The sequence below is a fragment of the Vibrio sp. Hep-1b-8 genome (genome assembly GCF_006124995.1).
Lineage (GTDB): Bacteria > Pseudomonadota > Gammaproteobacteria > Enterobacterales > Vibrionaceae > Vibrio.
Window position 1 is genome coordinate 1 of the sequence record NZ_QEWN01000092.1, and the last position, 23,618, is coordinate 23,618.

General features: G+C 44.4%; 19 protein-coding genes, 5 tRNA genes and 2 pseudogenes. 19 read left to right on the plus strand and 7 right to left on the minus strand.

Going from position 1 to position 23,618, the window contains the following annotated elements:
• The 6 genes and pseudogenes from DA100_RS20965 to DA100_RS21610 all read left to right on the plus strand — a co-directional run.
• A pseudogene (locus tag DA100_RS20965) lies at nt 1-429 on the plus strand (hypothetical protein); the annotation flags it as partial.
• A gap of 6 nt (nt 430-435) precedes the next feature.
• The gene (locus DA100_RS10265; protein ID WP_138972056.1) at nt 436-1,134 is read left to right on the plus strand and encodes a hypothetical protein; all 699 of its coding nucleotides are present in this window, start codon (nt 436-438) and stop codon (nt 1,132-1,134) included.
• Between the two features lie 102 nt (nt 1,135-1,236).
• A complete protein-coding gene (locus DA100_RS10270) occupies nt 1,237-1,794 on the plus strand; it encodes a hypothetical protein (protein WP_206208563.1) in 558 nt (185 codons plus the stop codon).
• Nucleotides 1,795-1,797: 3 nt separating this feature from the next.
• Complete coding sequence (locus tag DA100_RS21600) at nt 1,798-2,010, plus strand: hypothetical protein (protein ID WP_346763720.1); 213 nt, start codon at nt 1,798-1,800, stop codon at nt 2,008-2,010.
• A 21-nt stretch (nt 2,011-2,031) separates the two neighbouring features.
• Complete coding sequence (locus DA100_RS21605) at nt 2,032-2,481, plus strand: hypothetical protein (protein ID WP_346763721.1); 450 nt, start codon at nt 2,032-2,034, stop codon at nt 2,479-2,481.
• Nucleotides 2,429-2,809, plus strand: a complete 381-nt coding sequence (locus tag DA100_RS21610; RefSeq protein ID WP_346763722.1) for a hypothetical protein — start codon at nt 2,429-2,431, stop codon at nt 2,807-2,809. Before DA100_RS21605 ends, DA100_RS21610 begins: the two co-directional genes overlap by 53 nt.
• 127 nt (nt 2,810-2,936) lie before the next feature.
• Here DA100_RS21610 and ilvY read toward each other — a convergent pair whose 3' ends face one another.
• Nucleotides 2,937-3,827: an HTH-type transcriptional activator IlvY gene (gene ilvY, locus DA100_RS10280; protein ID WP_138972057.1), complete on the minus strand. Its 891-nt coding sequence runs from the start codon at nt 3,825-3,827 to the stop codon at nt 2,937-2,939.
• Between the two features lie 145 nt (nt 3,828-3,972).
• Here ilvY and ilvC point away from each other — a divergent pair, with 145 nt between their 5' ends.
• Nucleotides 3,973-5,457 (plus strand): ketol-acid reductoisomerase, encoded by a 1,485-nt coding sequence (ilvC, locus tag DA100_RS10285; RefSeq protein ID WP_138972058.1) that lies wholly within the window; start codon nt 3,973-3,975, stop codon nt 5,455-5,457.
• A 164-nt stretch (nt 5,458-5,621) separates the two neighbouring features.
• Here ilvC and DA100_RS10290 read toward each other — a convergent pair whose 3' ends face one another.
• From DA100_RS10290 to DA100_RS10305, 4 genes are all read right to left on the minus strand, one after another.
• Entirely contained in the window at nt 5,622-5,876 is a 255-nt protein-coding gene (locus DA100_RS10290; RefSeq protein ID WP_138972059.1) for an accessory factor UbiK family protein, read from the minus strand.
• Nucleotides 5,877-6,024: 148 nt separating this feature from the next.
• On the minus strand, nt 6,025-9,147 hold the full coding sequence (locus DA100_RS10295; RefSeq protein WP_138972060.1) for a multidrug efflux RND transporter permease subunit: 3,123 nt from the start codon (nt 9,145-9,147) through the stop codon (nt 6,025-6,027).
• 11 nt (nt 9,148-9,158) lie between these two features.
• On the minus strand, nt 9,159-10,265 hold the full coding sequence (locus DA100_RS10300; protein WP_138972061.1) for an efflux RND transporter periplasmic adaptor subunit: 1,107 nt from the start codon (nt 10,263-10,265) through the stop codon (nt 9,159-9,161).
• An 18-nt stretch (nt 10,266-10,283) separates the two neighbouring features.
• Nucleotides 10,284-10,868, minus strand: a complete 585-nt coding sequence (locus DA100_RS10305; RefSeq protein ID WP_138972062.1) for a TetR/AcrR family transcriptional regulator — start codon at nt 10,866-10,868, stop codon at nt 10,284-10,286.
• Nucleotides 10,869-11,042: 174 nt separating this feature from the next.
• On the opposite strand from DA100_RS10305, the gene rep reads away from it, so the two are divergent.
• Nucleotides 11,043-13,058 carry a DNA helicase Rep gene (gene rep, locus DA100_RS10310; RefSeq protein WP_138972063.1) on the plus strand — a complete coding sequence of 672 codons (2,016 nt, stop codon included), beginning with the start codon at nt 11,043-11,045 and terminating at the stop codon, nt 13,056-13,058.
• A 59-nt stretch (nt 13,059-13,117) separates the two neighbouring features.
• Here rep and DA100_RS10315 read toward each other — a convergent pair whose 3' ends face one another.
• On the minus strand, nt 13,118-13,531 hold the full coding sequence (locus DA100_RS10315; RefSeq protein ID WP_138972064.1) for a cytochrome c5 family protein: 414 nt from the start codon (nt 13,529-13,531) through the stop codon (nt 13,118-13,120).
• 298 nt (nt 13,532-13,829) lie between these two features.
• On the opposite strand from DA100_RS10315, the gene DA100_RS10320 reads away from it, so the two are divergent.
• The 10 genes from DA100_RS10320 to DA100_RS10365 all read left to right on the plus strand — a co-directional run bounded on the left by DA100_RS10320 (nt 13,830) and on the right by DA100_RS10365 (nt 21,603).
• Nucleotides 13,830-13,906 (plus strand) — tRNA-Arg (locus DA100_RS10320).
• 34 nt (nt 13,907-13,940) lie between these two features.
• Nucleotides 13,941-14,016 (plus strand) — tRNA-His (locus tag DA100_RS10325).
• 9 nt (nt 14,017-14,025) lie between these two features.
• Nucleotides 14,026-14,102, plus strand: a tRNA-Pro gene (locus tag DA100_RS10330).
• A gap of 47 nt (nt 14,103-14,149) precedes the next feature.
• Nucleotides 14,150-14,225: transfer RNA gene (locus tag DA100_RS10335), tRNA-His, on the plus strand.
• Between the two features lie 54 nt (nt 14,226-14,279).
• A tRNA-Pro gene (locus tag DA100_RS10340) sits at nt 14,280-14,356 on the plus strand.
• Between the two features lie 675 nt (nt 14,357-15,031).
• Entirely contained in the window at nt 15,032-16,747 is a 1,716-nt protein-coding gene (locus DA100_RS10345; RefSeq protein WP_138972065.1) for an ABC transporter ATP-binding protein, read from the plus strand.
• A 91-nt stretch (nt 16,748-16,838) separates the two neighbouring features.
• Nucleotides 16,839-18,392: an ABC transporter substrate-binding protein gene (locus DA100_RS10350; protein ID WP_138972066.1), complete on the plus strand. Its 1,554-nt coding sequence runs from the start codon at nt 16,839-16,841 to the stop codon at nt 18,390-18,392.
• Between the two features lie 184 nt (nt 18,393-18,576).
• Nucleotides 18,577-19,554 (plus strand): ABC transporter permease, encoded by a 978-nt coding sequence (locus DA100_RS10355; protein WP_138972067.1) that lies wholly within the window; start codon nt 18,577-18,579, stop codon nt 19,552-19,554.
• Between the two features lie 2 nt (nt 19,555-19,556).
• Complete coding sequence (locus DA100_RS10360; protein ID WP_138972068.1) at nt 19,557-20,495, plus strand: ABC transporter permease; 939 nt, start codon at nt 19,557-19,559, stop codon at nt 20,493-20,495.
• A gap of 169 nt (nt 20,496-20,664) precedes the next feature.
• Nucleotides 20,665-21,603, plus strand: a complete 939-nt coding sequence (locus DA100_RS10365) for an SPOR domain-containing protein (protein WP_138972069.1) — start codon at nt 20,665-20,667, stop codon at nt 21,601-21,603.
• Between the two features lie 21 nt (nt 21,604-21,624).
• Here DA100_RS10365 and DA100_RS10370 read toward each other — a convergent pair whose 3' ends face one another.
• Nucleotides 21,625-21,801, minus strand: a complete 177-nt coding sequence (locus DA100_RS10370; RefSeq protein ID WP_206208564.1) for a hypothetical protein — start codon at nt 21,799-21,801, stop codon at nt 21,625-21,627.
• Here DA100_RS10370 and DA100_RS10375 point away from each other — a divergent pair.
• Nucleotides 21,788-22,691, plus strand: a pseudogene (locus DA100_RS10375) (response regulator). The gene DA100_RS10370 and the pseudogene DA100_RS10375 overlap by 14 nt on opposite strands.
• The last annotated feature ends 927 nt before the right edge of the window (nt 22,692-23,618 follow it).

Here is a 23,618-nt window from a genome sequence, read left to right on the forward strand (position 1 = left end):
GATGTAAGTGATGACCGTTATCAGTTCACCGTGCCATACTCAACTTACACAAACAGTAAAAATTGCGTGGTCGAATTACGAGATATCAAGGTCGAAGCCTATAACGCATTTGATACTGTAGGTTTTGCCCAACTACGCATTTATCAATCAGGAACAAAATATTACAACAAACCGATAGACTTAAATTCTGCAATTAAAGCGAAAAATTGTGACGCCTTTTTACATCAATGGAAAGACAAGACCTGGTCGGGTGGGCTAGGTTGCCATTATTCCGTTAATGGTGAAAAGATATCCAAAAAACAGGAGTTTAACGCAGAAACTGTCTACTTTGATTTTTCTCAGTTTAATAGCGATACGGTGATTCACTACGATATTTTAGCTGGTGAAGAGTATCGTAGTACCCCGTTAGATCCTCAAACAGGTAAGTAACTGGGTATGAGTAACAAACAGCGAATATTATCGATTGTGCTTATCACCATTACAGTAATTCTATTTGTGTATTATTTGGGGCCATCGGAGCGAATATGGGGCGCGGGCGAAGAGCCGTATATGGTGATAGCTGGGAAAAAGCCAGCAGATGCCAATATCAGTGTTCGCGTAAACTACTTTGGCCGTGGGGAAAGCTGCTCCGGATGGTCATGGAATGCAGGCAGTGGAAAAGTAAATACAGGAATTTACAACGAGAGTTTTAAGTTGGAACACAACTTCTCAGCAGATGAAAATTTTTATGAACTAAGGATCCCTTACCAACCAAGACAACCAGAGAGAGGCTGCATAACTTACCTATCTAATATGGAAGTGAAGTTAATTAATGCATTCGATACAGTAGGGTTTGCGAACCTACGCATCTATCGAGCAGGTACTGATTATGATAATAAACCAATAGGTTTAACTTCTATAATTGAAGCTAAAAAATGCGAGCCCTTTTATTCTGCAAAATATAATAGATGGACGAATGGATTTGGTTGCTTTTATTACGTTAATGGTGAAAAGAAATCAAAAGACCAAGAGTTTAACGCAGAAAGTGTCTACTTTGATTTCTCTCAGTTTAATAGCGATACGGTGATTCACTACGATATTTTAGCTGGAGAGAATTATCGTACTGTGCCATTAGATCCAGAGACTGGCAAGTGACGCGGTCTAGCCACCGACCAAGAAAGTGCCTACTTTGTTGCTAACTTTTTGTTTTCAGAACAGCACCAACAAGAAAATCAGCAGTGGATCACCAATATGCCAGTGGAAACATTGGCTAAGTTATTGTCGGTGTTGATTTATTACAATGATATTCCAAGTATTGGCTGGGGCGAAAGTTTTAATGAGAGCAGAAATATCGCTGCAACCAGAAATCAAAACCAGCGCAAAGCGATCAATCAAATACTCAATTGGTTAGGAGCAAACCGAGCCGATACAGGGCAAATCAAGCGCTTTGAAAATGCCCTGCAACGCATGGGCTTACCGCACCCCACTGAGCTTAATAAAGCAGAACAATGGCAACGCTACGCCAAAAATGTCATCAGCTTACGGGATTTTTTTACTCAAGCCTTTTCACAGCCTTATGAAAATCCAAATGATAGAATTAAAACTAACTATATGGAAACACTAAGTAACGATTATGCGCGTTTCCGCCGTTACATATATTGGTTAACTAAAGGCCATAAAATCCTTGTAAAATCGTACCCAGCCCGAGCGCGAATGAAAGCGGAATATGCAGTGCTCCGAGAGAAAGATAGTGAACAACTAGAACAATTTAAGTTGCTCGGCTATCAGTTAAGTAATTGGTTACCAGAGAGATAAACCATGAAAAAAACGTTATTTATTTTCCTACTCTTGTGCAGTGGTAAGCTGTGGGCGATGACACCTGTTGAACAAGGGATCCGACTGTTTAACCAAAAACAGTACCCACAAGCTGAGCAGATTTTTCAACAACAATCAGACCAAGGCAGTGCATACGCGACTTACTGGCTAGGGGTCACACAGTATAAAAACCGCCAGCAGTTTGAAGCGGGGTAGACCTTTTTAAAAGCCGCCAATATGGGCGACCCTTGGGCTATGGGCGTTCTTTCTGGCTATGAATATTACGTCAATAACCCATGTGGTTATTTAGGCTGGCCGTGTGATGATAAATGGTATCAGTTGGCAGTTGATGGATGGAAGAAAGAAGCAGAAACAGGCAATGGTAAGGCTCTGCTACAACTTCAGTTTTTTACAAATCAATGGCGAAATTATGTACCGGTGCTAGGTCGCTACCTTATTGATAAAAAGTATATTGAGGCACTTACGTTAGGAGGTTTAAACGCAAGCTATTATTTGACTCGATTTAGCGATGTACCCAGAGAGGAAAAAATAAAATACCTAAAAATCGCAGCCAACCAAGGCTACGCCCCCTGCGATGCAGTCTTTATATTATTATCTATTAGAGCCAGAGACATTGGACGAGGCTTTCAAATGGAACATCAAAGCAATCAAACTGGGCTACCCTGATGCTGCAACCAGTCTCTACCATGCCTATTCTCAAGGGAAAAAGGATAGTTTAGGGCAGACGTTCATTCACCCAGACGTTAAGAAAGCCTATTACTATAATCGCTTATCTGGTGCTTTGGGTGGCGAAGAGACACCGGCAGACCTCATTACAGAAGAGCATATACTTGACGAATATGGATACCCGTTAGCAGATGAAGAAGGTCGCCCTGTGTTTAAAACACTCATCACTAAAGAAGAACAAGCTGAATTAGACAAGCAAGTGGCAGAGTTTGTCAAAGACATTACGCCAAACATGTTCTTAGATGAAACGTCTTTAGAGCTTTTCTAGTTACCGTAAAAGCCACTCAGTGAAACTAACTCCTACCACTTAACGTGTTTGGAACGAAAACAGGGTAGCGAGTTTTACTTATACGAACGGTCCTTGATTTGGGCCGTTTTTTGTCGCTGCCATCAGTTTATGGTGCGATGTAGGTATCGTGTGCCATTTCCCACAACGCCTTCACCAAGGGATTGTCTAGTTGTGAACGGTTGCAGCACACTCCGAGTTTAAATGGCTTAATAGAGGCGACTTTGAGGCGCTGTATTTTCTCTTTCACCGGGCTATTGTTGATGACAACATCCGGCGCTATGCCAACACCACACCCCAAGGCCACCATACTAACAATCGCTTCATGCCCCGATACCTGTGCGTAAATGGTCGGTTTAATCTTCATCGCCTTAAACCACGCATTGGCACGGTCACGTGCCGTTCCTGATTCTGGAACAATAAAAGGGATCGCGGACCAATCTGGCTGGTCCTTCTGTAATTCTTCGGCAAAGTTACTGATCCCGGCTGGTGCAATAACGGAAAGGGGGATTTCACTGATGGTTTCGAATTCGATTCGAGCTGGCAGCTGTTCCGGTTTGGCAGAGATAGCAATATCTACTTCGTTGGCGAGAACTTTCTCTATGGCTTGTGCTGGATCGCCGGTAGAGAGTTTAAACTCGATAAATGGGTGTTGCAGACGAAACTCAGACAACAGTTCTGGCAAATGGCTATAGCTGGCGGTTACTGAACAGAATAAGCGAATTTCTCCTCTAAGCTCCTGCTCATGGCCTTTTAACTGAGCGTTATAGTTTTGCCACTCACCGAGAATTTTAAGTGCGACGGGGAGAAGCTTCTTGGCCGCGGGAGTGAGTTCGACACTACGGTTGTCACGCACAAAAAGAACCTGATTGGTATCACTCTCCAGCTTTTGAATCTGGCGACTTAGCGCTGAAGGGCTGATATGCATCGCAGAAGCCGTCTTAGCAAAGCTTTTACTATCACACAGGTGAATAAATAGCTGGAGACATTTAATGTTCATGAAATGGTCACACCTTTGTTGCATTAATTGCAATTACTAATTGTGAATATATCACTTTCGGCAACAGTCTGTCTGTTTTAGTATGAACTCATTCGGTACCAGAGCTACCGACCTCAACGGAAAAATTCTTTAAAGGAGCGCCCATATGGCTAACTATTTCAATACTTTAAACCTACGCGAGCAGCTAGATCAATTAGGTCGTTGTCGTTTCATGGATCGCAGCGAATTCGCGACTGAAGCGGATTACTTGAAAGGTAAAAAAGTCGTTATCGTTGGTTGTGGTGCTCAAGGCCTAAACCAAGGTCTCAACATGCGTGACTCAGGTCTCAACGTCGCGTACGCACTACGTCAGGCTGCGATTGATGAGCAACGTCAGTCATACAAAAATGCAAAAGAAAATGGCTTTGAAGTAGACAGCTACGAGAACCTAATCCCTGATGCAGATCTTGTGATCAACCTAACGCCAGACAAGCAGCACACTAACGTAGTAGAAACAGTCATGCCGCTAATGAAAGAAGGGGCAGCACTAGGTTACTCACACGGTTTCAACGTAGTTGAAGAAGGTATGCAAATCCGTAAAGACCTAACGGTTGTCATGGTTGCTCCTAAATGTCCAGGTACAGAAGTTCGTGAAGAATACAAACGTGGCTTTGGTGTACCAACCCTGATCGCTGTTCACCCAGAAAATGATCCTAAAGGTGAAGGCTGGGATATCGCGAAAGCATGGGCAGCTGGTACAGGCGGTCACCGCGCGGGTTGTCTAGAGTCTTCATTTGTTGCTGAAGTTAAGTCTGACCTTATGGGTGAGCAAACTATTCTATGTGGCATGCTACAAGCAGGCTCTATCGTTTCTTACGAGAAAATGGTTGCTGACGGTATTGACCCGAGCTACGCAGGTAAACTTCTGCAATACGGTTGGGAAACCATCACAGAAGCACTGAAGTTTGGTGGCATCACACACATGATGGATCGTCTATCGAACCCAGCAAAAATCAAAGCATTTGAGCTTTCTGAAGAGCTAAAAGAGCTAATGCGTCCGCTATACAACAAGCACATGGATGACATCATCACTGGTCATTTCTCAAGTACTATGATGGCTGACTGGGCTAATGATGACGCGAACCTACTTGGCTGGCGTGCTGAGACAGGCGAAACAGCATTCGAAAACTACCCAGCAGGGGATGTTGAGATCTCTGAACAAGAGTATTTCGACAACGGTATCCTAATGGTTGCAATGGTTCGTGCAGGTGTTGAGCTCGCATTCGAGGCGATGACAGCATCAGGCATCATTGATGAGTCTGCGTACTACGAGTCTCTACACGAACTACCGCTAATTGCTAATACGGTTGCACGTAAGCGTCTATACGAAATGAACGTGGTTATTTCAGACACGGCTGAATACGGTAACTACCTATTTGCAAACGTAGCAACACCGCTACTGCGTGAGAAATTCATGCCTTCAATTGGTACTGACGTAATCGGTCGTGGCTTAGGTGAAACATCTAACCAAGTCGATAACGCGCGTCTTATCGAAGTTAACGATGTTATCCGTAACCACCCAGTTGAATACATTGGTGAAGAGCTACGTGGTTACATGACTGATATGAAAAATATCGCGGTAGGCGGCTGATCTGCTTAGCTTAGAATCTCTAATTTGCGTTGTCTGTTAACGTAAATTAGGCAAGAACTCCGGGTAGACTGGGGTCAATAAATACAACATAAAACACAACATCTAATCAAAAAGCTTGGTCTCCGTTGACCAAGCTTTTTTTTTAAAGAACGCTTTGCTTCTCGCTATTCTTTCTCGCTTAGCTTCTCTTCTAGATCAGCCAGCTTTTTTTCCATTTCAGTAAGCTTCTGACGAGTACGCAGTAGAACCTGAGTTTGGACATCGAACTCTTCACGGCTAACAACGTCTAGTTTGTTCAGTTGGCCTTGAATAACCTGACGCACTTTTTGGTCAACGTCTGCGCCAAGCTCTTTTACTGGTGTTGGCATAGAGTCGTGAATTTGTTTAGCAATTTGCTCTAGTTTCTTTGGATCAAACATGTGACTAAAACTCCTTTCAATTTGCCCTCATTCTATGTAATTGATACGGGAAAGTCGCTATTTGGATAGTAAAAATTCGAAGCGACCATCAGTGAATGTGCCCAATAAAAAAAAGGCCACCGAAGTGACCTTTTTCATTTACTCAAGATTATTTGCTTTCTGACAGTTCACGCTGAGCCGCTTTCGCTTCATCAACTCGTGCCAGCTTTTCCAAATCTTTATCTTCTACAAACACAGGCAGTGGCTTGTGTTTCTCAGCTAGGTAGCTGTAGATAACAGGTAGTACAAACAGCGTAAAGATAGTACCGATTGCTAGACCAGCAACGATTACGATACCAATACTAAAGCGCTGAGCAGCACCAGCACCTGTTGCGTACATTAGCGGGATAAGACCAGCAATCATCGCTGCTGTTGTCATTAGGATAGGGCGTAAACGTACTTTCGCCGCTTCCATTACCGCCTCAGTCTTACTGAGTTTGTTGTGTAGCTGCTCTTCTTTCGCGACTTCACAGATCAAGATGCCGTGCTTGGTGATCAGACCAACCAGCGTGATTAGACCTACCTGAGAGTAGATGTTCATCGTTGCTGCACCCCAAGCTAGAGCGATCAGAGCACCACAAATCGCGAGGGGCACCGACACCATGATAACCAATGGATCTTTTAGTGATTCAAACTGAATCGCCAGAACCAAGAAGATGATCGCTAGTGCTAGACCAAAGGTGGCGTAGAGTGCGCTACCCTCAGTTACGTACTGACGTGCTTCACCCATGTAGTCATGGTTGTAACCACTTGGTAGCTTGTCGGCTGCGATACCTTCGAACCAGTTGATTGCATCACCCATTGCAGTGCCTGGTGCAGGAACCGCACCCACAGTCGCAGAGTTAAGCTGGTTGAAGTGAGGGAGAGAGCGAGGCTCTGCCACAACATCAATCGTAATCAAGCTGCCTAGAGGTACTGCTTTGCCATTGGCCGAGCGTACGTAGTAGTTGTTCATCGACTCTGGGTTTAGACGCCACTTACGTTCAACCTGAGGAATAACCTCGTAAGAACGACCATTCAGGTCGATACGGTTGACGTAACCGTCAGCCATCATAGTACTTAGCGTAATACCAATGTCTTGCATTGTGACGCCGTATGCACCCGCTTTGTCTTTGTCGATGTTGATTTTCATCGTTGCAGAGTCGTAGTTCAGATCGAGATCTGAATAAACGAACATCGGGCTAGACTTCACTTCAGTCAGTACGTCTGTCGCGATAGAGAATAAACTTTCAAACGCATTTGGTGTGGTGATAACAAACTGAATCGGTAGACCTGACCCCGCGCCTGGTAGTTCAGGCATCTGGAAAGCAGTAACCGCCATACCTGGGACATTTTGAACTAGGCCACCTACGCGGTTTGCGACTTCAGACTGACTCGCTTCACGCTCACTCCAAGGTACCATTGATGCAATACCAAACGCTTGGTTCGAGTTAGGTACACCAGTAAACACCTGGGCAAACGCAACTTCTGGTTGGTCAGATAGAATCGTGTTCACGTCATTCATGGTGTTCTGCATAAAGTCTAAGTTAGCGTTAGACGGCGCAGTACCCATCAACATCACAACGCCTTTATCTTCCGATGGTGCAAGTTCACTTGGGATGAACTTGAACAGCATAGGCAGACTGGCGAATACAATGACAGCAAAGCCAATGACAACAGGACGATGCTGCATAACCGCTGCAAGCATCTTCGCGTAGCGATTAGTCATACCATCCAGTATGTGGTGAACTTTCTGCTCAAACTTGTTTGGCTCTTCGTTAGCTTTGAGCATTTTTGAACACATCATTGGCGATAGTGTTAGTGCCACGATACCAGATACGAACACCGAGCCTGCCAGAGTTAATGCGAACTCTTTAAATAGTGAGCCAGTGATACCGCCCATTAACGCGATTGGCGCATATACCGCACCTAGCGTGAGTGTCATGGCAATAACAGGCACCGCGATTTCACGCGTACCTATGATGGCTGCACGGAACGGAGACTCACCCAACTTGATGTGGCGGTCGACGTTCTCCAGAACAACGATCGCATCATCTACTACCAGACCGATCGCCAGTACCATTGCCAGTAGTGTCATCAGGTTCCACGAGAAACCCATACCTTGCATGACCATCGCTACACCGATTAGTGAAAGCGGGATAGTCACGATAGGGATGATGACCGCACGGAATGAACCTAGGAACAGGGTGATCACGATAAGTACGATAACCGCTGCTTCAACAATTGTTTTGATTACTTCATTAATCGACTCGTTAATCGCAATCGTTGAGTCATACATCACGTTCATCTTGATGGTACTTGGCAGGTTACGCTCTAGTTGAGGTAGTAGCTCTAGTACATCTGCAGCAATGTTAATTGGGTTCGCACTTGGCGCGGCGTTAATCGCTGCAACCACCGCTTCTTGGCCATTAGCACTTGCACGGTAAACGTCGTGGCTTTTCTCTAGTGAAACTTTAGCAATATCGCTTAGACGAGTGATATCACCTTCGTCAGAACTTACGACTAAGTTTTCTAATTCTGCCACGTTCGATACCTGAGTATCAGCACTACCGTTGTAAAGCACGAATTCACCGACAGCTTGACCCGTCGCTGACTGATAGTTGTTGGCGTTGAGTACGCCCATTACATCAGTAGCCGTCAGGCCTAGCGCCGCCATTTTCGATGGATCTAACCAAATACGCAGTGCGTACTTCATACCACCGTAGAGGTCGACCTTAGATACACCGTTAACCGTGAATAACTGCGGGTTGATTACACGCTCAAGGTAGTCAGTGATTTGGCTTGAAGAAAGCTCATCACTGGTAAAACCGATGTAAAGTACCGCAGTTGTTGAACCGGTAGACATAGTTACGGTTGGGTCTTCGGCTTCTTTAGGAAGTTGAGAGCGAACCGAGTTAGTCTTCGCCAGAACGTCAGACAGTGCCGCGTTCGGGTCAGTGTTTAACTTCATGTTGACGGTAATGGTTGATTTACCCAAAACCGATTGTGAAGTCATATAGTCGATATTGTCTGCTTGTGCGACCGCTTGCTCCAAAGGCTGAGTAATAAAGCCTTGGATTAGGTCTGCACTCGCACCGTAGTAACTGGTCGAAACCGTAACTACCGTATTCGTCATTTCAGGGTATTCACGGACCTGCATTTTGAAGATTGCTTGTAAACCAAGCAGCGCAATCAAAAAGCTGATCGATACCGCTAAAACTGGACGTTTAATAAAAACATCAGTAAAGCGCATGAGGCCTCCAGTTACAGCATTGGTGTTTCAGCTGGTGGAGTAGTTGCATCGCTTTCTACTACACGAACTTTTGCGTGGTTACTTAGACGCACTTGACCCGAAGTAACCACAACATCACCTGGTTTAACACCTTCAAGGATGTGTGCGATGTCTTGTGTACGTTCACCTACTTTAACCACTTGCTGTGTTACGCGCTTCTCACCATCTTTATCTGAAATGATGTAAACGTTGTCGCCGTATAACGTAAATGTGATTGCGGTTTGAGGCAGAGTCACTTGGTTTTCAAGCTTAGGCAGGATGATATTTGCACGAGCAAACATACCGCTACGTAGCTGACCATCGCTGTTTGGAATATCTGCCTGAACTTGAATCAGACCACTTTGGATATTTACCGCAGGCTCGATTGCTGAAATAGAACCTTTAAATGGTTTTTCAGGGTAAGCATCAACAAAGATATCGACTTCTTGGTCAAGTGAAATACGAGAAATGTCCGTTTGTGGAACCGTAAAGCGCAGACGCATAACGCTAGTATCTTCTAAACGTACGATATCAGTACCAGCTTGTAGGTATTGACCTAGGTAAACATTACGAATACCGACGACACCAGCAAATGGCGCTTTGATTTCACGGCGGTCAATTGAAGCTTTTAGACTTTCAATATCTGCTTGAAGAGAGAAGTAGTTAGCTTCTGCTTCATCGTAGGCTTCTTTAGAGATAGAACCTTTAGCGAATAGACCTTTGTAGCGCTTGTATTTCGCTTCAGCTGCAGGTAAGCGAGCCTGAGAGCTCTTTAGATTCGCTTTTTCTACCGCAGAATCGAGTAACACCAGTGGTTGGCCTTCTTGAACTTGAGTACCGGATTCAAATGCGATTTTATCAATGACACCGCTGGTTTCATTGGCAACCGTAACACCTTGGTTAGGTTCAATAAAACCAATGGCTTCAATGACAGGAACCCAATCAACCGGTTTGACTTCTGTAACGGTGACAGGAAACTCTGGCTCGGGGCGATTAGCCATATACTCGGCAATCTTCTGTTGTTTAAATAAGTTGAAACCTATCACGCTGCCAAACAGCAGTACCGCGATAAGAAGCATAAAGAATGTCCACTTTTTCATTCTGATAAGAACTCCAAATTAGTGTTTTGTAATCGCATCCCAACTGGCTTCAATAGCGGCTTCAATCGCTTTTTCATCCAGGTGGTAATATCCGAGAGATTGTTTACGTGCCAGAGTGACGCTAACCTCAAGACTGAGAGCAGCAAGTACTGGATTTTCCAAAGGTTTAAATATCCCTTGTTCACGCCCTTCTTCAAACAGTTGTTCGACTTTGCTGAACATCGCGCGCTCTAGCTCTTTAGTTTCATGGCTACGAACACATGGTAAAGAGTCATATTGAGCTCGATTTTTCAAAGTGCTGATATTCGACCCTGACAAATCGAAAATGTTTAACCACATTTTTCGAAAACGCTGTTTGAGAGTCATTTCGTTCGTAACACCTTGCTGAATAGTCTCAGCATTGCGTTGAACGACAGCTAGGCGAACTTGCAGCAAGAGATCTTCTTTGTCTGAAAAGTAGCGATAAATTGTGCCCGCAGCTACACGAGCCTCTTTAGCTAGCTTATGCATGGATAGTCCCTGAAATCCTGATTCTGCAATCAGTTTTTCAGCGGCATCCATGATCTTTTGCCTTTTATCTACGTTGAGTTCAGAGTCAGACATATTCTACATTGATCTGGTTGTGAATGAACGTTCATTCATTATAATGCAAAAGGGATGGTTATATGCAACAAATTATTTAGCTAACTAAGCAAAATTCTTGTTGTTGAGAGCATAGCAATCACTGTGTTGCAGCATTATTATAGTCACCATTTGAATTATTCACCTGAGAACACGATGAAGCTGAATCCAAATCAAGACGAAGCGGTAAAGTATGTATCTGGTCCATGCCTAGTATTAGCGGGCGCGGGGTCAGGTAAGACGCGCGTGATTACCAATAAAATCGCTTATTTGGTCCAGCAGTGTGGCTACAAGGCTCGTAACATTGCCGCTGTGACCTTTACGAATAAAGCCGCCCGAGAAATGAAAGAACGGGTTGGCCAGACATTGGGTAAGCAAGAATCAAAGGGGTTGATGGTCTCGACTTTTCATACCCTTGGTCTCAACATCATTAAACGCGAATACAAAGCGCTCGGTTTAAAAGCAGGTTTTTCTCTGTTTGATGATCAGGACCAAATGGCATTACTGAAAGAGCTGACAGAGAAACAGCTCGATGGTGATAAAGACCTGTTACGCCAATTGTTGAGCACTATTTCGAATTGGAAGAACGACATGTTGACGCCGGAGCAAGCAAAAGCTCAGGCGAAAGGTGAGCAGCAACAACTGTTTGCGTTCTGCTTTGAGATGTATCAGAAACAGATGAAAGCCTATAACGCGCTCGACTTTGATGATCTGATTTCATTGCCAGTATTGCTGCTAAAAACCAATCATGAAGTTCGTCAGCGTTGGCAAAATAGAATTCGTTACTTGTTGGTGGATGAGTACCAAGACACCAACACTAGCCAATATGATTTGGTCAAACTTATCGTAGGTGAACGTGGACGCTTAACCGTGGTTGGTGATGATGACCAGTCAATTTACTCATGGCGTGGAGCAAAGCCTCAAAACCTTGTCCTGCTTGGTGAAGACTTTCCGAATCTTCGTTTGATTAAGTTAGAGCAAAACTACCGATCAACGAGCCGCATCCTGAGAGCGGCGAATATTTTAATCGCCAACAATCCACACGTTTATGAAAAATCGTTGTTCTCTGAAATTCCAGATGGGGAAAAACTCAAAGTCCTACTGGCTAAGAATGAAGATCATGAAGCGGAACGTGTCACGGGCGAACTGATTGCTCATAAGTTTCTTAATCGGACCGATTACAAGGACTATGCTGTTCTTTATCGTGGTAATCACCAGTCACGCTTAATTGAAAAGTCGTTGATGCAAAACCGTGTGCCGTACAAGCTCTCGGGAGGAACGTCATTTTTTGCCCGCGCAGAAATTAAAGACATCATGGCATACCTGAGAATGTTGGTGAATCCTGATGATGACAATGCATTTTTGCGTATTGTGAATACGCCAAGGCGTGAAATTGGTCCAGTAACTTTAGAAAAACTGGGCAGTTATGCCAACATGCGCGGCAAAAGCTTATTTGACGCAAGTTTCGAAATGGGCTTAGAGCAAACGCTCTCAGGGAGAGGGCTAGAAAACCTACGTCGCTTTACGACTTGGTTGGTTAAAATTGCGGATCAGGCTGAGCGTGGCGATACCGTCGAGGCAGTACGCTCTTTGGTTCGAGACATTAACTATGAAGATTGGTTATACGAAACGTCGTCGAGTCCGAAAGCGGCAGAAATGCGCATGAAGAACGTCTCCGATCTGTACTCTTGGATAGTAGCGGATCTTGAAGGTGACAACTATGACCAAGAAGAGAAAAGCCTTAAAGAGGTGGTTCAGCGTTTGACCCTGCGCGACATGATGGAGCGTGGTGAAGAGGACGATGATAGCGATGCGGTTCAACTGATGACATTGCATGCCTCTAAAGGTCTGGAATTTCCTTATGTTTACTTAATTGGTAGTGAAGAGGGGATACTGCCACATCAAACCAGCATAGATGAAGACAATGTCGAGGAAGAGCGCCGTTTGATGTACGTAGGTATTACTCGAGCTCAGCGAGAGCTGACTTTTACCATGTGTAAGGAGCGCCGTCAGTTCGGTGAGCTAATCAAACCGACTCAAAGTCGCTTCTTAGATGAACTACCGTTTGATGATGTCGAATGGGAGCAGACTAAGAAACCAGTCTCTGCCGAAGAACGGATGGCAAAAGGCCAAGCACATATCGCCAATCTAAGAGCGATGTTCAAAAAGTAGCAAAAACAAAAAAGGCTTGGACAATCCAAGCTTTTTCCATCTTATCGATATAGAACGGTTTATAGATCTTTAATCATGTGCTCAATTGCAGCGATGATTTCGTCATCTGAACAGTCCATACATGAACCTTTAGCAGGCATCGCATTGAAGCCATTTATTGCGTGGTTAGTTAGCACGTCTTTACCTTGAGCGATACGCGGAGCCCAGTCACCAGCATCACCGGTTTTTGGTGCACCACTTACGCCGGTGCTGTGACATGCTGTACAGAACATTCCGTAAACTGCTGCGCCATCGCGTGGGCCAGTTGGCTCCGCTTTCACTGGCTCTGCGCCTGCAAGATAGACATCACCGACAGGTTTAATACGTTCTGCAATTGCATCATATTCTTCTTGGCTTACGCTGGCTGCAAAAGAGGCGCTAGAAAAAGTGATTGCAGCGACCAAAGCGGTTAATAATTTTCGAGACATATCCATTAAACTCACTTTACATTCCTGAAGGTAAGTTCGTGCTTACCTATTATTAGATTGTGACTGACCAACAGCCCTTCATAAGATGATTTGCTGTTAAATCAATGTAAATAATGGGTGATTATATCCTGATAAGTTGTTGCAATAAACAACAAGTTAACCGCATCAAGGGGTATATCTGGTGGGAAATAGGGGTTTATCACACTTTAATTGCCCAAAAAGGCACCAAACGATAAAAAAAGTTGAAAAAGTACTAGACGACATTGTGTGATATACGTATTATTCCACTCCGCCGATGGGGCATGCGCCCGTAGCTCAGTTGGATAGAGCGTTGGCCTCCGGAGCCAAAGGTCGAAGGTTCGAATCCTTTCGGGCGTGCCATTCGTCTAAAGGTGTATCGGTAAAAATTTCAGTGGTGGCTATAGCTCAGTTGGTAGAGCCCCGGATTGTGATTCCGGTTGTCGCGAGTTCAAGTCTCGTTAGCCACCCCATTATTTGCTCGGTGAATAGCGCAGCTTGGTAGCGCATCTGGTTTGGGACCAGAGGGTCGGGGGTTCGAATCCCTCTTCACCGACCACTATCTTAGTTTATGGCTACATTAAAGCGGTAAACCTAAAATTGATGGTGGCTATAGCTCAGTTGGTAGAGCCCCGGATTGTGATTCCGGTTGTCGCGAGTTCAAGTCTCGTTAGCCACCCCATTATTATGGTAGCTTTGCTTCCATTCTTGATGAAAGTCGAGATAAAACACAAGTCGGTGAATAGCGCAGCTTGGTAGCGCATCTGGTTTGGGACCAGAGGGTCGGGGGTTCGAATCCCTCTTCACCGACCACTATTGAAGCCCTAGTCGAAAGACTAGGGCTTTTTTGCATCTCAAAGATTGTTTTTCATCCCTTAACATTGCCTTCAATAGAGCTCAGAGAAATAGTGAGTAAACCAACAAACTACCGCTATATACTCCAACTCATCAGTTTGTATTATTCCTACTTTAATGTGAGTAAATTTCGCACAAAAGCAGCAGTGTTTTAATCTGAGTTTGTGTGATTTATTTATTATAAGCTTCGCCTTTGTGGCTTTAATTTGTGATTTGATTCGGCTTTTTATTCTTTGACTGGTGTTTTGTTTTTATTTTGTTAAAGCGCTCAAAGGTTGATTGCGTGAATTTTTATTCTGTTGTTGTTTTGGCTTTCTTATAACCAAAAGCTGTATTAAATAACTATAGGCATTTAAAAATAAGCCTTTTTAGCACGTGTTTAAGATTTTTGAATTGAGCAATGATCCAGTGTGATTGCATATTTATTTCCTAAAACTGCTTGCTTCTTGTTCTATTTCGACTTTTCATCCTATATTTGTTGCTTTTCTGTGAATTATTTGCCAAATTGATGAGCTTATAAATTACCAGAACGCTATACCTAATTTTGGTATCGAAACCTAGGTATAGGACTGGTATGAATGGATTCACTTTTCAGACAGGGCAGAAAGCTGCCAAAGCAGTAGAGGTCTGGTAATGTCACTTTTAGAAGTTAAAAACCTTCGAATAGAGTACCCTTCGCGTCATGGTGTTCATGCCGCAGTTAAATCTCTCTCATTCAATATCGAACGTGGTGAAATCGTCGGCGTAGTGGGCGAGTCAGGCGCGGGCAAATCGACCGTTGGAAATGCGGTTATCGATCTATTAAGCCCCCCTGGGCGAATTGCAAGCGGCGATGTTTATCTAGATGGTGAGTTGATTTCTGGACTAAGTCCGGAGCAGATGCGCAGTGTTCGCGGTTCAAAAATTGGATTTATTTTCCAAGATCCAATGACTTCTCTAAACCCACTATTTACCGTTGAGCAGCAGTTGAAAGAAACCATTCATGCCAACATGAAGGTAACGGATGAGGAAGCCTATAAGCGTGCGCTTTCTCTAATGCAGCAGGTGGGTATTCCACAACCAGAAAACCGTTTGAAACAGTATCCGCACCAGTTCTCTGGTGGTATGCGTCAGCGCGTTGTGATTGCGATTGCGCTTGCGGGTGAGCCAGACTTGATCATTGCCGATGAACCAACGACGGCATTAGACGTTTCTATTCAAGATCAGATCCTATCGCTTATTCGTGAGTTGTGTATCAAGAACAACGTTGGTTGTATGTTGGTAACACACGATATGGGTGTGGTTTCCAACGTGACTGATCGCGTTGCGGTTATGTATCGTGGTGACTTGGTTGAGTTTGGTCCTACGACAAAAGTACTTGGCGATCCTGATCACGCCTATACACGCAGTTTGATTTCTGCGGTTCCACGTTCAGATATGAAGCTGGATCGCTTTCCATTGGTAAGTTACATCGAAGAAGCTCAAGAAATGGAGCCGCTAGATGTGAAAAATCACTGGCTAGGTCAAAGTCAGGATCACCGTGAATACACTGGCTCTCTACTTAGTGTAGAAAACGTAAATCTACGTTTTGTGACGAAAGATTCGTTATTTGAAAGTCGTCGTGAATATGTTCAAGCATCTAACAACGTCAGTTTTGAAGTATTTGAAGGTGAAACATTTGGTCTAGTTGGTGAGTCTGGTTCGGGCAAATCGACGATTGCACGTGTCATCGCTGGTTTGTATGCGCCTAACTCAGGCAAGGTAACATTCGAAGGGATCGACTTAACATCACTGAAATCAGAGAAAGAGCGTCGTCCTTTACGCCGTCAGATGCAGATGGTGTTTCAGAATCCATACACTTCAATGAATCCGCGTATGAAGATTTTCGATATCATCGCAGAGCCGATTCGTTTCCATAAGTTGACTAACAGTGAAGCAGAAACCAGACAGATCGTTAACGATCTACTTGATCACGTTGGTCTGAGTCAGATGGCTGGGGTGAAATACCCACATGAATTTTCAGGCGGTCAGCGTCAGCGTATTTCGATTGCCCGTGCACTTGCGACGCGCCCGCGTCTGCTAATTTGTGATGAACCGACATCGGCACTCGATGTGTCGGTACAGGCACAGATACTCAACCTACTTAAAGATTTACAAGACGAGTTGAACCTTACCATGCTGTTTATCAGTCACGACTTGCCAGTCATTCGCCAGATGTGCGATCGAGTGGGTGTGATGCAAATGGGGACATTATTGGAAGTTGCCCCAACTGAGCAGCTGTTTAGAACACCTCAGCACGAATACAGTAAACAACTGATTTCTTTAATGCCTGAATTTACAGGCTTAAGAGAAGAAGTAAAAACGGCGTAAGTCGTAAGTCTTTCCCGTCTACATCGGTTGACGGGACATAAACAGAAGCAAATACAACAACTAGGGATGAATCCCGCATAAGGAGTTATGCATGAAAACCATGAAAAGCAAACTAGCAGTGGCTTTGATGGCAGCAGGCTTAAGCTTTAGCGCAGCTGCAGCAGATATCACCGTCGCGTATGACGCAGATCCAGTATCACTTGACCCACATGAGCAGCTATCTGGCGGCACACTGCAAATGTCTCACATGGTGTTTGATCCACTAGTTCGTTACACACAAAAGTTAGATTTTGAACCTCGTCTTGCTGAAAAATGGGAACGTGTTGATGAGACAACATTCCGTTTCACATTGCGTCAAGGCGTTAAGTTCCACTCTGGTAACGAGCTAACGGCAGATGACGTGGTTTGGACGTTTGAGCGTCTGAAAAATTCTCCAGACTTTAAAGCTATCTTTGAACCATATGAAAAGATGGTCAAAGTAGACGACTACACAGTTGAACTTGTTTCTAAGGGTGCTTACCCACTGGTTCTTCAAACTGCGACTTACATCTTCCCAATGGACAGCAAGTTCTACTCAGGTACAACGGCTGACGGTAAAGATAAAGGCGAAGTTGTGAAGCACGGTAACTCATTCGCTTCGACCAACGTTTCTGGTACAGGTCCATTCATCGTTACTTCTCGTGAGCAAGGCGTAAAAGTTGAGTTTGAACGCTTCCCAGGTTACTGGGACAAAGAGTCTAAAGGTAATGTTGATAAGCTAACTCTTGTTCCAATCAAGGAAGATGCAACTCGCGTAGCGGCTCTTCTTTCTGGTGACGTAGATATGATCGCGCCTGTAGCACCAAATGACCACAAGCGTGTAGAAGAGGCGAAAAACGTAAACCTAGTAACACTACCAGGGACACGTATTATCACCTTCCAAATGAACCAAAACAGTAACGAAGCACTTAAAGATGTTCGCGTTCGTCAGGCGATTGTTCATGCAATCAACAACGAAGGCATTGTTCAGAAAATCATGAAAGGTTTCGCGACTGTTGCTGGTCAACAAGGCCCTGAAGGCTACGCAGGTTACAGTGCAGATCTAGTGCCTCGTTATGACCTGAAGAAAGCGAAAGCTCTAATGAAGGAAGCAGGCTACGAAGATGGCTTTACGCTAACGATGATGGCGCCAAACAACCGTTACGTGAACGATGCGAAAATTGCTCAGGCTGCGGCAGCGATGCTATCTAAGATTGGCATTAAGGTTGATCTAAAAACTATGCCTAAAGCGCAATACTGGCCAGAGTTTGATAAGTGTGCGGCAGACATGCTGATGATCGGTTGGCACTCAGATACAGAAGATTCAGCGAACTTCTCTGAGTTCCTAACAATGACTCGCAACGAAGAAACGGGTAAAGGTCAGTACAACTGTGGCCACTACTCAAACGCTGAAGTTGACAAGCTGGTTATGGATTCAAACGTAGAAACGGATCCAGCTAAGCGTGCGCAAATGCTTCAGAAAGTGGAAGCGACTCTGTACAACGAAGCTGCGTTTGTTCCTCTACACTGGCAGAACCTAGCATGGGGTGCGAAATCTAATGTAGATATCGCTCCAATCGTGAATGCGATGAACTTCCCTTACTTCGGTGACCTAGTCGTTAAATAAGTTGAAGTAAGTAGGGCATCTGCATTATGCAGATGTCCGCTAATTTTTGGTGCTTAACTTTGTTTCAGTCGGGTTAAGTGCCATTTTTAAGACTGAAGATTGCGACCAGCAGCCCTCTTCGCCCAGCCGGTGAAAGGGATTCGGGTTCGCAGACTGAAATCTATGGAAAGTTAAGGGGCAAGGAATGTTTTCGTTTCTGGTCAAGCGCCTGTTTCAGGCACTGATAGTGATGTTTGTGATCAGTCTAGTGGCGTTTGCCATTCAGGATAACCTCGGCGACCCATTGCGTGAGCTTGTTGGTCAATCAGTTTCGGAAGCTGAGCGTCAAGCTCTGCGTGACGAGCTGGGTCTGAATGATCCCTTCATTACAAAATACACTCGCTTTGTAACCTCTGCGCTACAAGGTGATTTAGGTACTTCTTATTTCTTCAAACGCCCTGCGGTTGAAGTCATTCTAGATAAGCTGGTTGCAACGCTTGAGCTGGTATTTGGCGCAACGGTGATTATCGTTGCTTGTTCGATTCCATTGGGCGTTTACTCTGCCATTCACCCAAAAAGTATATTGACCAAAGTGGTGATGGCTTTCAGTAGCATTGGCATATCGATTCCGGTGTTCTTGACCGCAATTATGCTGATGTACGTCTTCTCGATAGAGCTAAACTGGTTACCATCTTATGGTCGAGGGGAGACGGCAAATGTTCTAGGCTGGGAGTCTGGATATTTTACTCTCGACGGCTTAGCGCACCTGATCTTGCCATGTATCGCGCTCGCATCAATCATGCTACCTCTGTTTATTCGTCTTGTACGTTCTGAAATGCTTGAAGTACTAAGCTCGGAATACATCAAGTTTGGCAAAGCGAAAGGTCTGGCTCTGAATAAAATCTATTACCAGCACGCATTGAAGAACACCATGCTACCTGTACTTACCGTAGGTGGTGTACAGATTGGTACTATGGTTGCGTATACCATCTTGACTGAAACGGTTTTCCAATGGCCAGGTACAGGTTTCCTTTTCCTAGAGGCAATCAACCGCGTTGATACACCACTTATCACAGCGTACGTCATTTTTGTTGGTCTGATTTTCGTGGTAACCAACACCATTGTTGATTTGCTGTATGGCATCATCAACCCGACGGTAAACCTGACAGGTAAAGGAGCATAATCATGAGTCAAACAGCAGCTGCTCCTTCTCATTGGGAGCGTTTCAAACAATCGGATTTCTTGTATTACTTCAAACGCGATAAAGTTGCGATGGCGAGCTTTACTGTGTTTATGATGTTTTTAGTCATGGCGTTAGCCGCACCTGTATTGGCACCGACAGACCCTTACGATCTTGCCTCCATCGATATCATGGATTCTGAACTGCCGCCATCTTGGATGGACGGTGGTGACGAGCGCTTTGTTCTTGGTACTGATGAGCAGGGGCGTGACATCCTTTCTACAATCCTATACGGCTCTCGTCTATCGCTGACTATCGGCTTTCTAGCTGTAGGCTTGCAGTTAGTTCTTGGTATCATCATTGGTCTATCAGCAGGTTACTTCGGTGGACGTATTGATAGCTTCTTGATGCGTTTCGCTGATGTGCAGCTATCTTTCTCAACCATGATGGTTGCTATCATCGTTTCTGCTATCTTTAAGGCGAGTTTTGGTAGTGACTTTTATAGCCAATATGCGGTGGTGATGCTGGTGGTTATCATCGGTGTGGCTGAGTGGCCTCAGTATGCGCGTACGATTCGTGCTTCCGTGCTTGCCGAGAAGAAGAAAGAGTATGTAGAAGCGGCACGTGTAATGGGCTTTAAAGCACCACGTATCATGTTCCGTCACATCCTACCGAACTGTCTGTCGCCGATTTTGGTTATCTCTACTGTACAGGTGGCAAATGCTATCATGTCTGAAGCGGCACTTTCATTCCTAGGTTTGGGTCTGCCGGTAGACCAACCTTCACTGGGTGCCTTGATTAGTATTGGATTTAACTACATTTTCTCTGGTGCATGGTGGATCACAGCCTTCCCAGGTATCGTACTGGTTACATTGGTACTGGTTATCAATCTACTTGGTGACTGGTTACGTGATGTATTTAACCCAAAAATCTACAAAGGGTGATCCAAGCCTAAGATTTGGCGATAAAAAACTCACTAAACTAAGGGCCGTAATCTATTACGGCTCTTTTTTTGCATTCTCATTTTCTGGGCAGTAAAACCTCTACTGCGTCACTATAGTTATCATCCTAGGTGAGTACACTTAGATTAGTTTAGATAGTATGGGTATAGATATGGCCTCAAAGCCGAAGCAATCATTTTTCAAGTATTGGTCTTTTCTCGCAATATTGGCGTTGCCTACCGTGTCATTACCAACCTTGGCAGAAGAAATCCTTTGCGATGCAATTCAGGTATCGGCGGATGAGTTGCCGCTTTTGGATCAGAGTTGTCCAATAGGGAAAGGTTTGTGGGGCAAATCCAAGCCGGTAGGCCAAGAATCGACATTTTGGATTCAGTGTGGTGTTTTTAGTCAGCCATTTTCGGTTGCCCAGGCTAAGAAAATCTATCCTCATATTACGACGGATGTATGGAATAAGCCGGAGGCAAAAGTCTACCGCTGCCTCATTGGTCCATATAAGGACTTCACCACGGCTAGACAAGATTTAGATAAGGTTCAGAAGCAATCTGGCTATCAGCAATCATTCATTCGTGAAATTGTAAAAGGGGCTTCCGCTAAAAAGCCCAGTGCGACGCCAAAAACTCAGCCATCTAAGCCTAAACCGGTTGTCAGTGAGTTGAGTCAGGGTAAAGGTCAAGCCACGACAGTGATTCCCGCTCCAGCCAAAGCTCAGCCAACGGTGGTTCCTCAACCTAAAGCGACGAATGAACCAGCAGAAGATAAATCCATTACTGTTCGTCGTTCAGCATCGATAGCGGGAGTGGAGTATGTCGTTCCATATTGGATGCTTAAAGACGAACAGTTTTATATGGAACATGAGATCCCTTGGAATCGCTTAGACTATGAAGGTGCGTACAAAACTTGTTACCGTATGAAAATGCGTATGGCGACAGCGTCAGAATGGCAGACTCTCCTCGACTCTAATGTGATGACAAAAGATGAGTGGCCAGTCCATTTACCTTATTGGGGCTCCGAAAAAACAGGCTTATTTAGCAGTGGCAAGGTCAACCAATTGAAAGGAACGTCGCTGCTCAATGTGGTTTGTGTGAAGTAGAGGAAAAATCAGTAGTGTGCGCTACTGATTTTTCGTTTGCGACTCTTGCACCAGTTCGAGATATTTCTTTTCAACAAAGTCCTTCTCTTTTGTCATATGATGCAATTGCTGTTGAGATGCTTCTAGTTTTGCGGTGAGAGAATCGACATCGCCTTTTTCGGCTAACTTCTGTTTGTAAGCTTCGATGGTCGCTAGCATCTGTTGTTTCTCTTTTTGCAGCTCTTTATTGGAGATTGCCAGGCGAGGCTTAGAAAGCTTTGGTTACTGCCGTCTATCGATCAAAAAAACCTGCGATGCTCGCGAAGCAGTAAAGATTGCTCAGGAGTGGCATCCTGAGATTGTGCTAACCGATTGGTATATGCCTGAAATGTCCGGCCTTACCTTGATTAACGAACTGATGAAGCTGGGTGATGCGATAAAAATCGGGATGATCACGACGGTCGATGACCAGTTGCAAATCCGACAAGCCAAAGAGGCAGGAGCAAGTTTTGTTCTTACAAAGCCATTTGAAGATGCCGATCTGCATAAGCTCTTACTGCCTTTGGTTCAAGGTGTGGAGGAAAGTAAGAAAACCTTGGACTCTATTGGTGAAGTCCACAAAGAGTTGGCATTACCTAAACTCTCTCAACTCGAAAAGCTGTTGCAACGCGAGCTGGGTGAAAAGTTGGTACTGTGTCAGCTGCCTCCAGAGCCATTCGATGAAAGTAAAATTCCCTGTTTGTTGGCCGTTGTATGAGGATAGTGCCACGCAGCGTCCAAGAGCGGTTGCTATGCTAGATTTGCCAGCAATATGTATCATGTCACAAGCGAAGAATGGAGTTTCGACTCAGGATATTTCTCAGGCTTTGCAGAGTAAACTGGTTGGTAAAGCGATGCTGGATGGCTGCCAAAAGGTGCTATCGCTTTCCGCTCTTGCCTTTCTTGATAGCCAAACGCGTAAGAGCTTACGCCTCAAGAACGTCAGTTACATACCTGAAGTATTTGATAAGCTAAAAACACTGTATGGCAAAGAAGCCGGTAAACGAATCGATTTTGCTTGTCAGTTTGGCGATATGGCGTTGGGGAAAGTGACTTTAGTTGGTTTCTAAATGATATAGGGTAATAAAAAAGGATGCCGAGGCATCCTTTTCAAGACTCATGCAGATTAACGCATTGTCATCAAATACCAACACGGGTCGATTCTGAAATAAATCTGGAAAGGTTAGTGTGATAAGGCTTACGAGCCTTTTCCAGAAAAACAGTATTCTTTAGCTGTTTTTCCTAAATCCTGAACCTTGATGCTATCAGTTTCCAGAAAATTAGTCACTTCTTGAAAGCTTGATTTTAAGAAGTGGAGATGCTGATGCCTTGTAGGGGCAAGCTCATTTTTGCCCCGAAGTTTGTTATGACTCACATCTGTACATGGAAACTTGAAGGGAAATATCTTAGTTTTTCTAACATCCAGATACGACAAGAGCCACTAGAAGTGGCTCTGTTACGCGCTACCTGCGGTCAATACTCGATGAGCGGAAGAGAACAGGGCTATTTGAATTCATCTGTCTACGAGTGGAGCCGAAGCCACGCTTCTCATAGCAAGCATCAGTAGTATATGCTTGTAACCTGTTGAGTTCAAATTTAGCTGAACATACTGGCAAGCTTATGCCCCAAAACCATTTAGAGTAGATGCTCGCTACAGTTTTAAGACTCTACATTTGACCTAATTTTTCTGATGCTTCACTATGCACCTAGTGTATTACAACTCTCTTTCTATCTCTATGATTTAAAAGTTTAGGGGTTGTTCAGACATTCACAAGAGGGGGTTACGTGGGTGACGCCCAATAGCAATTAACTTATTGTTCATAGCATTATAATTTTCTAAATCGAAAACTTTTGAGGAAGTATAGAATGTCAGACTATTTACCAACGCAAGGTGTTACGTTTTGGCCGATAGGTAACGGTGACTCTACAACAGTATCAATTAATGATGATGTAAAGCTACAAATAGATTTGCATCATATGGTTGCTGCAGAGGATGA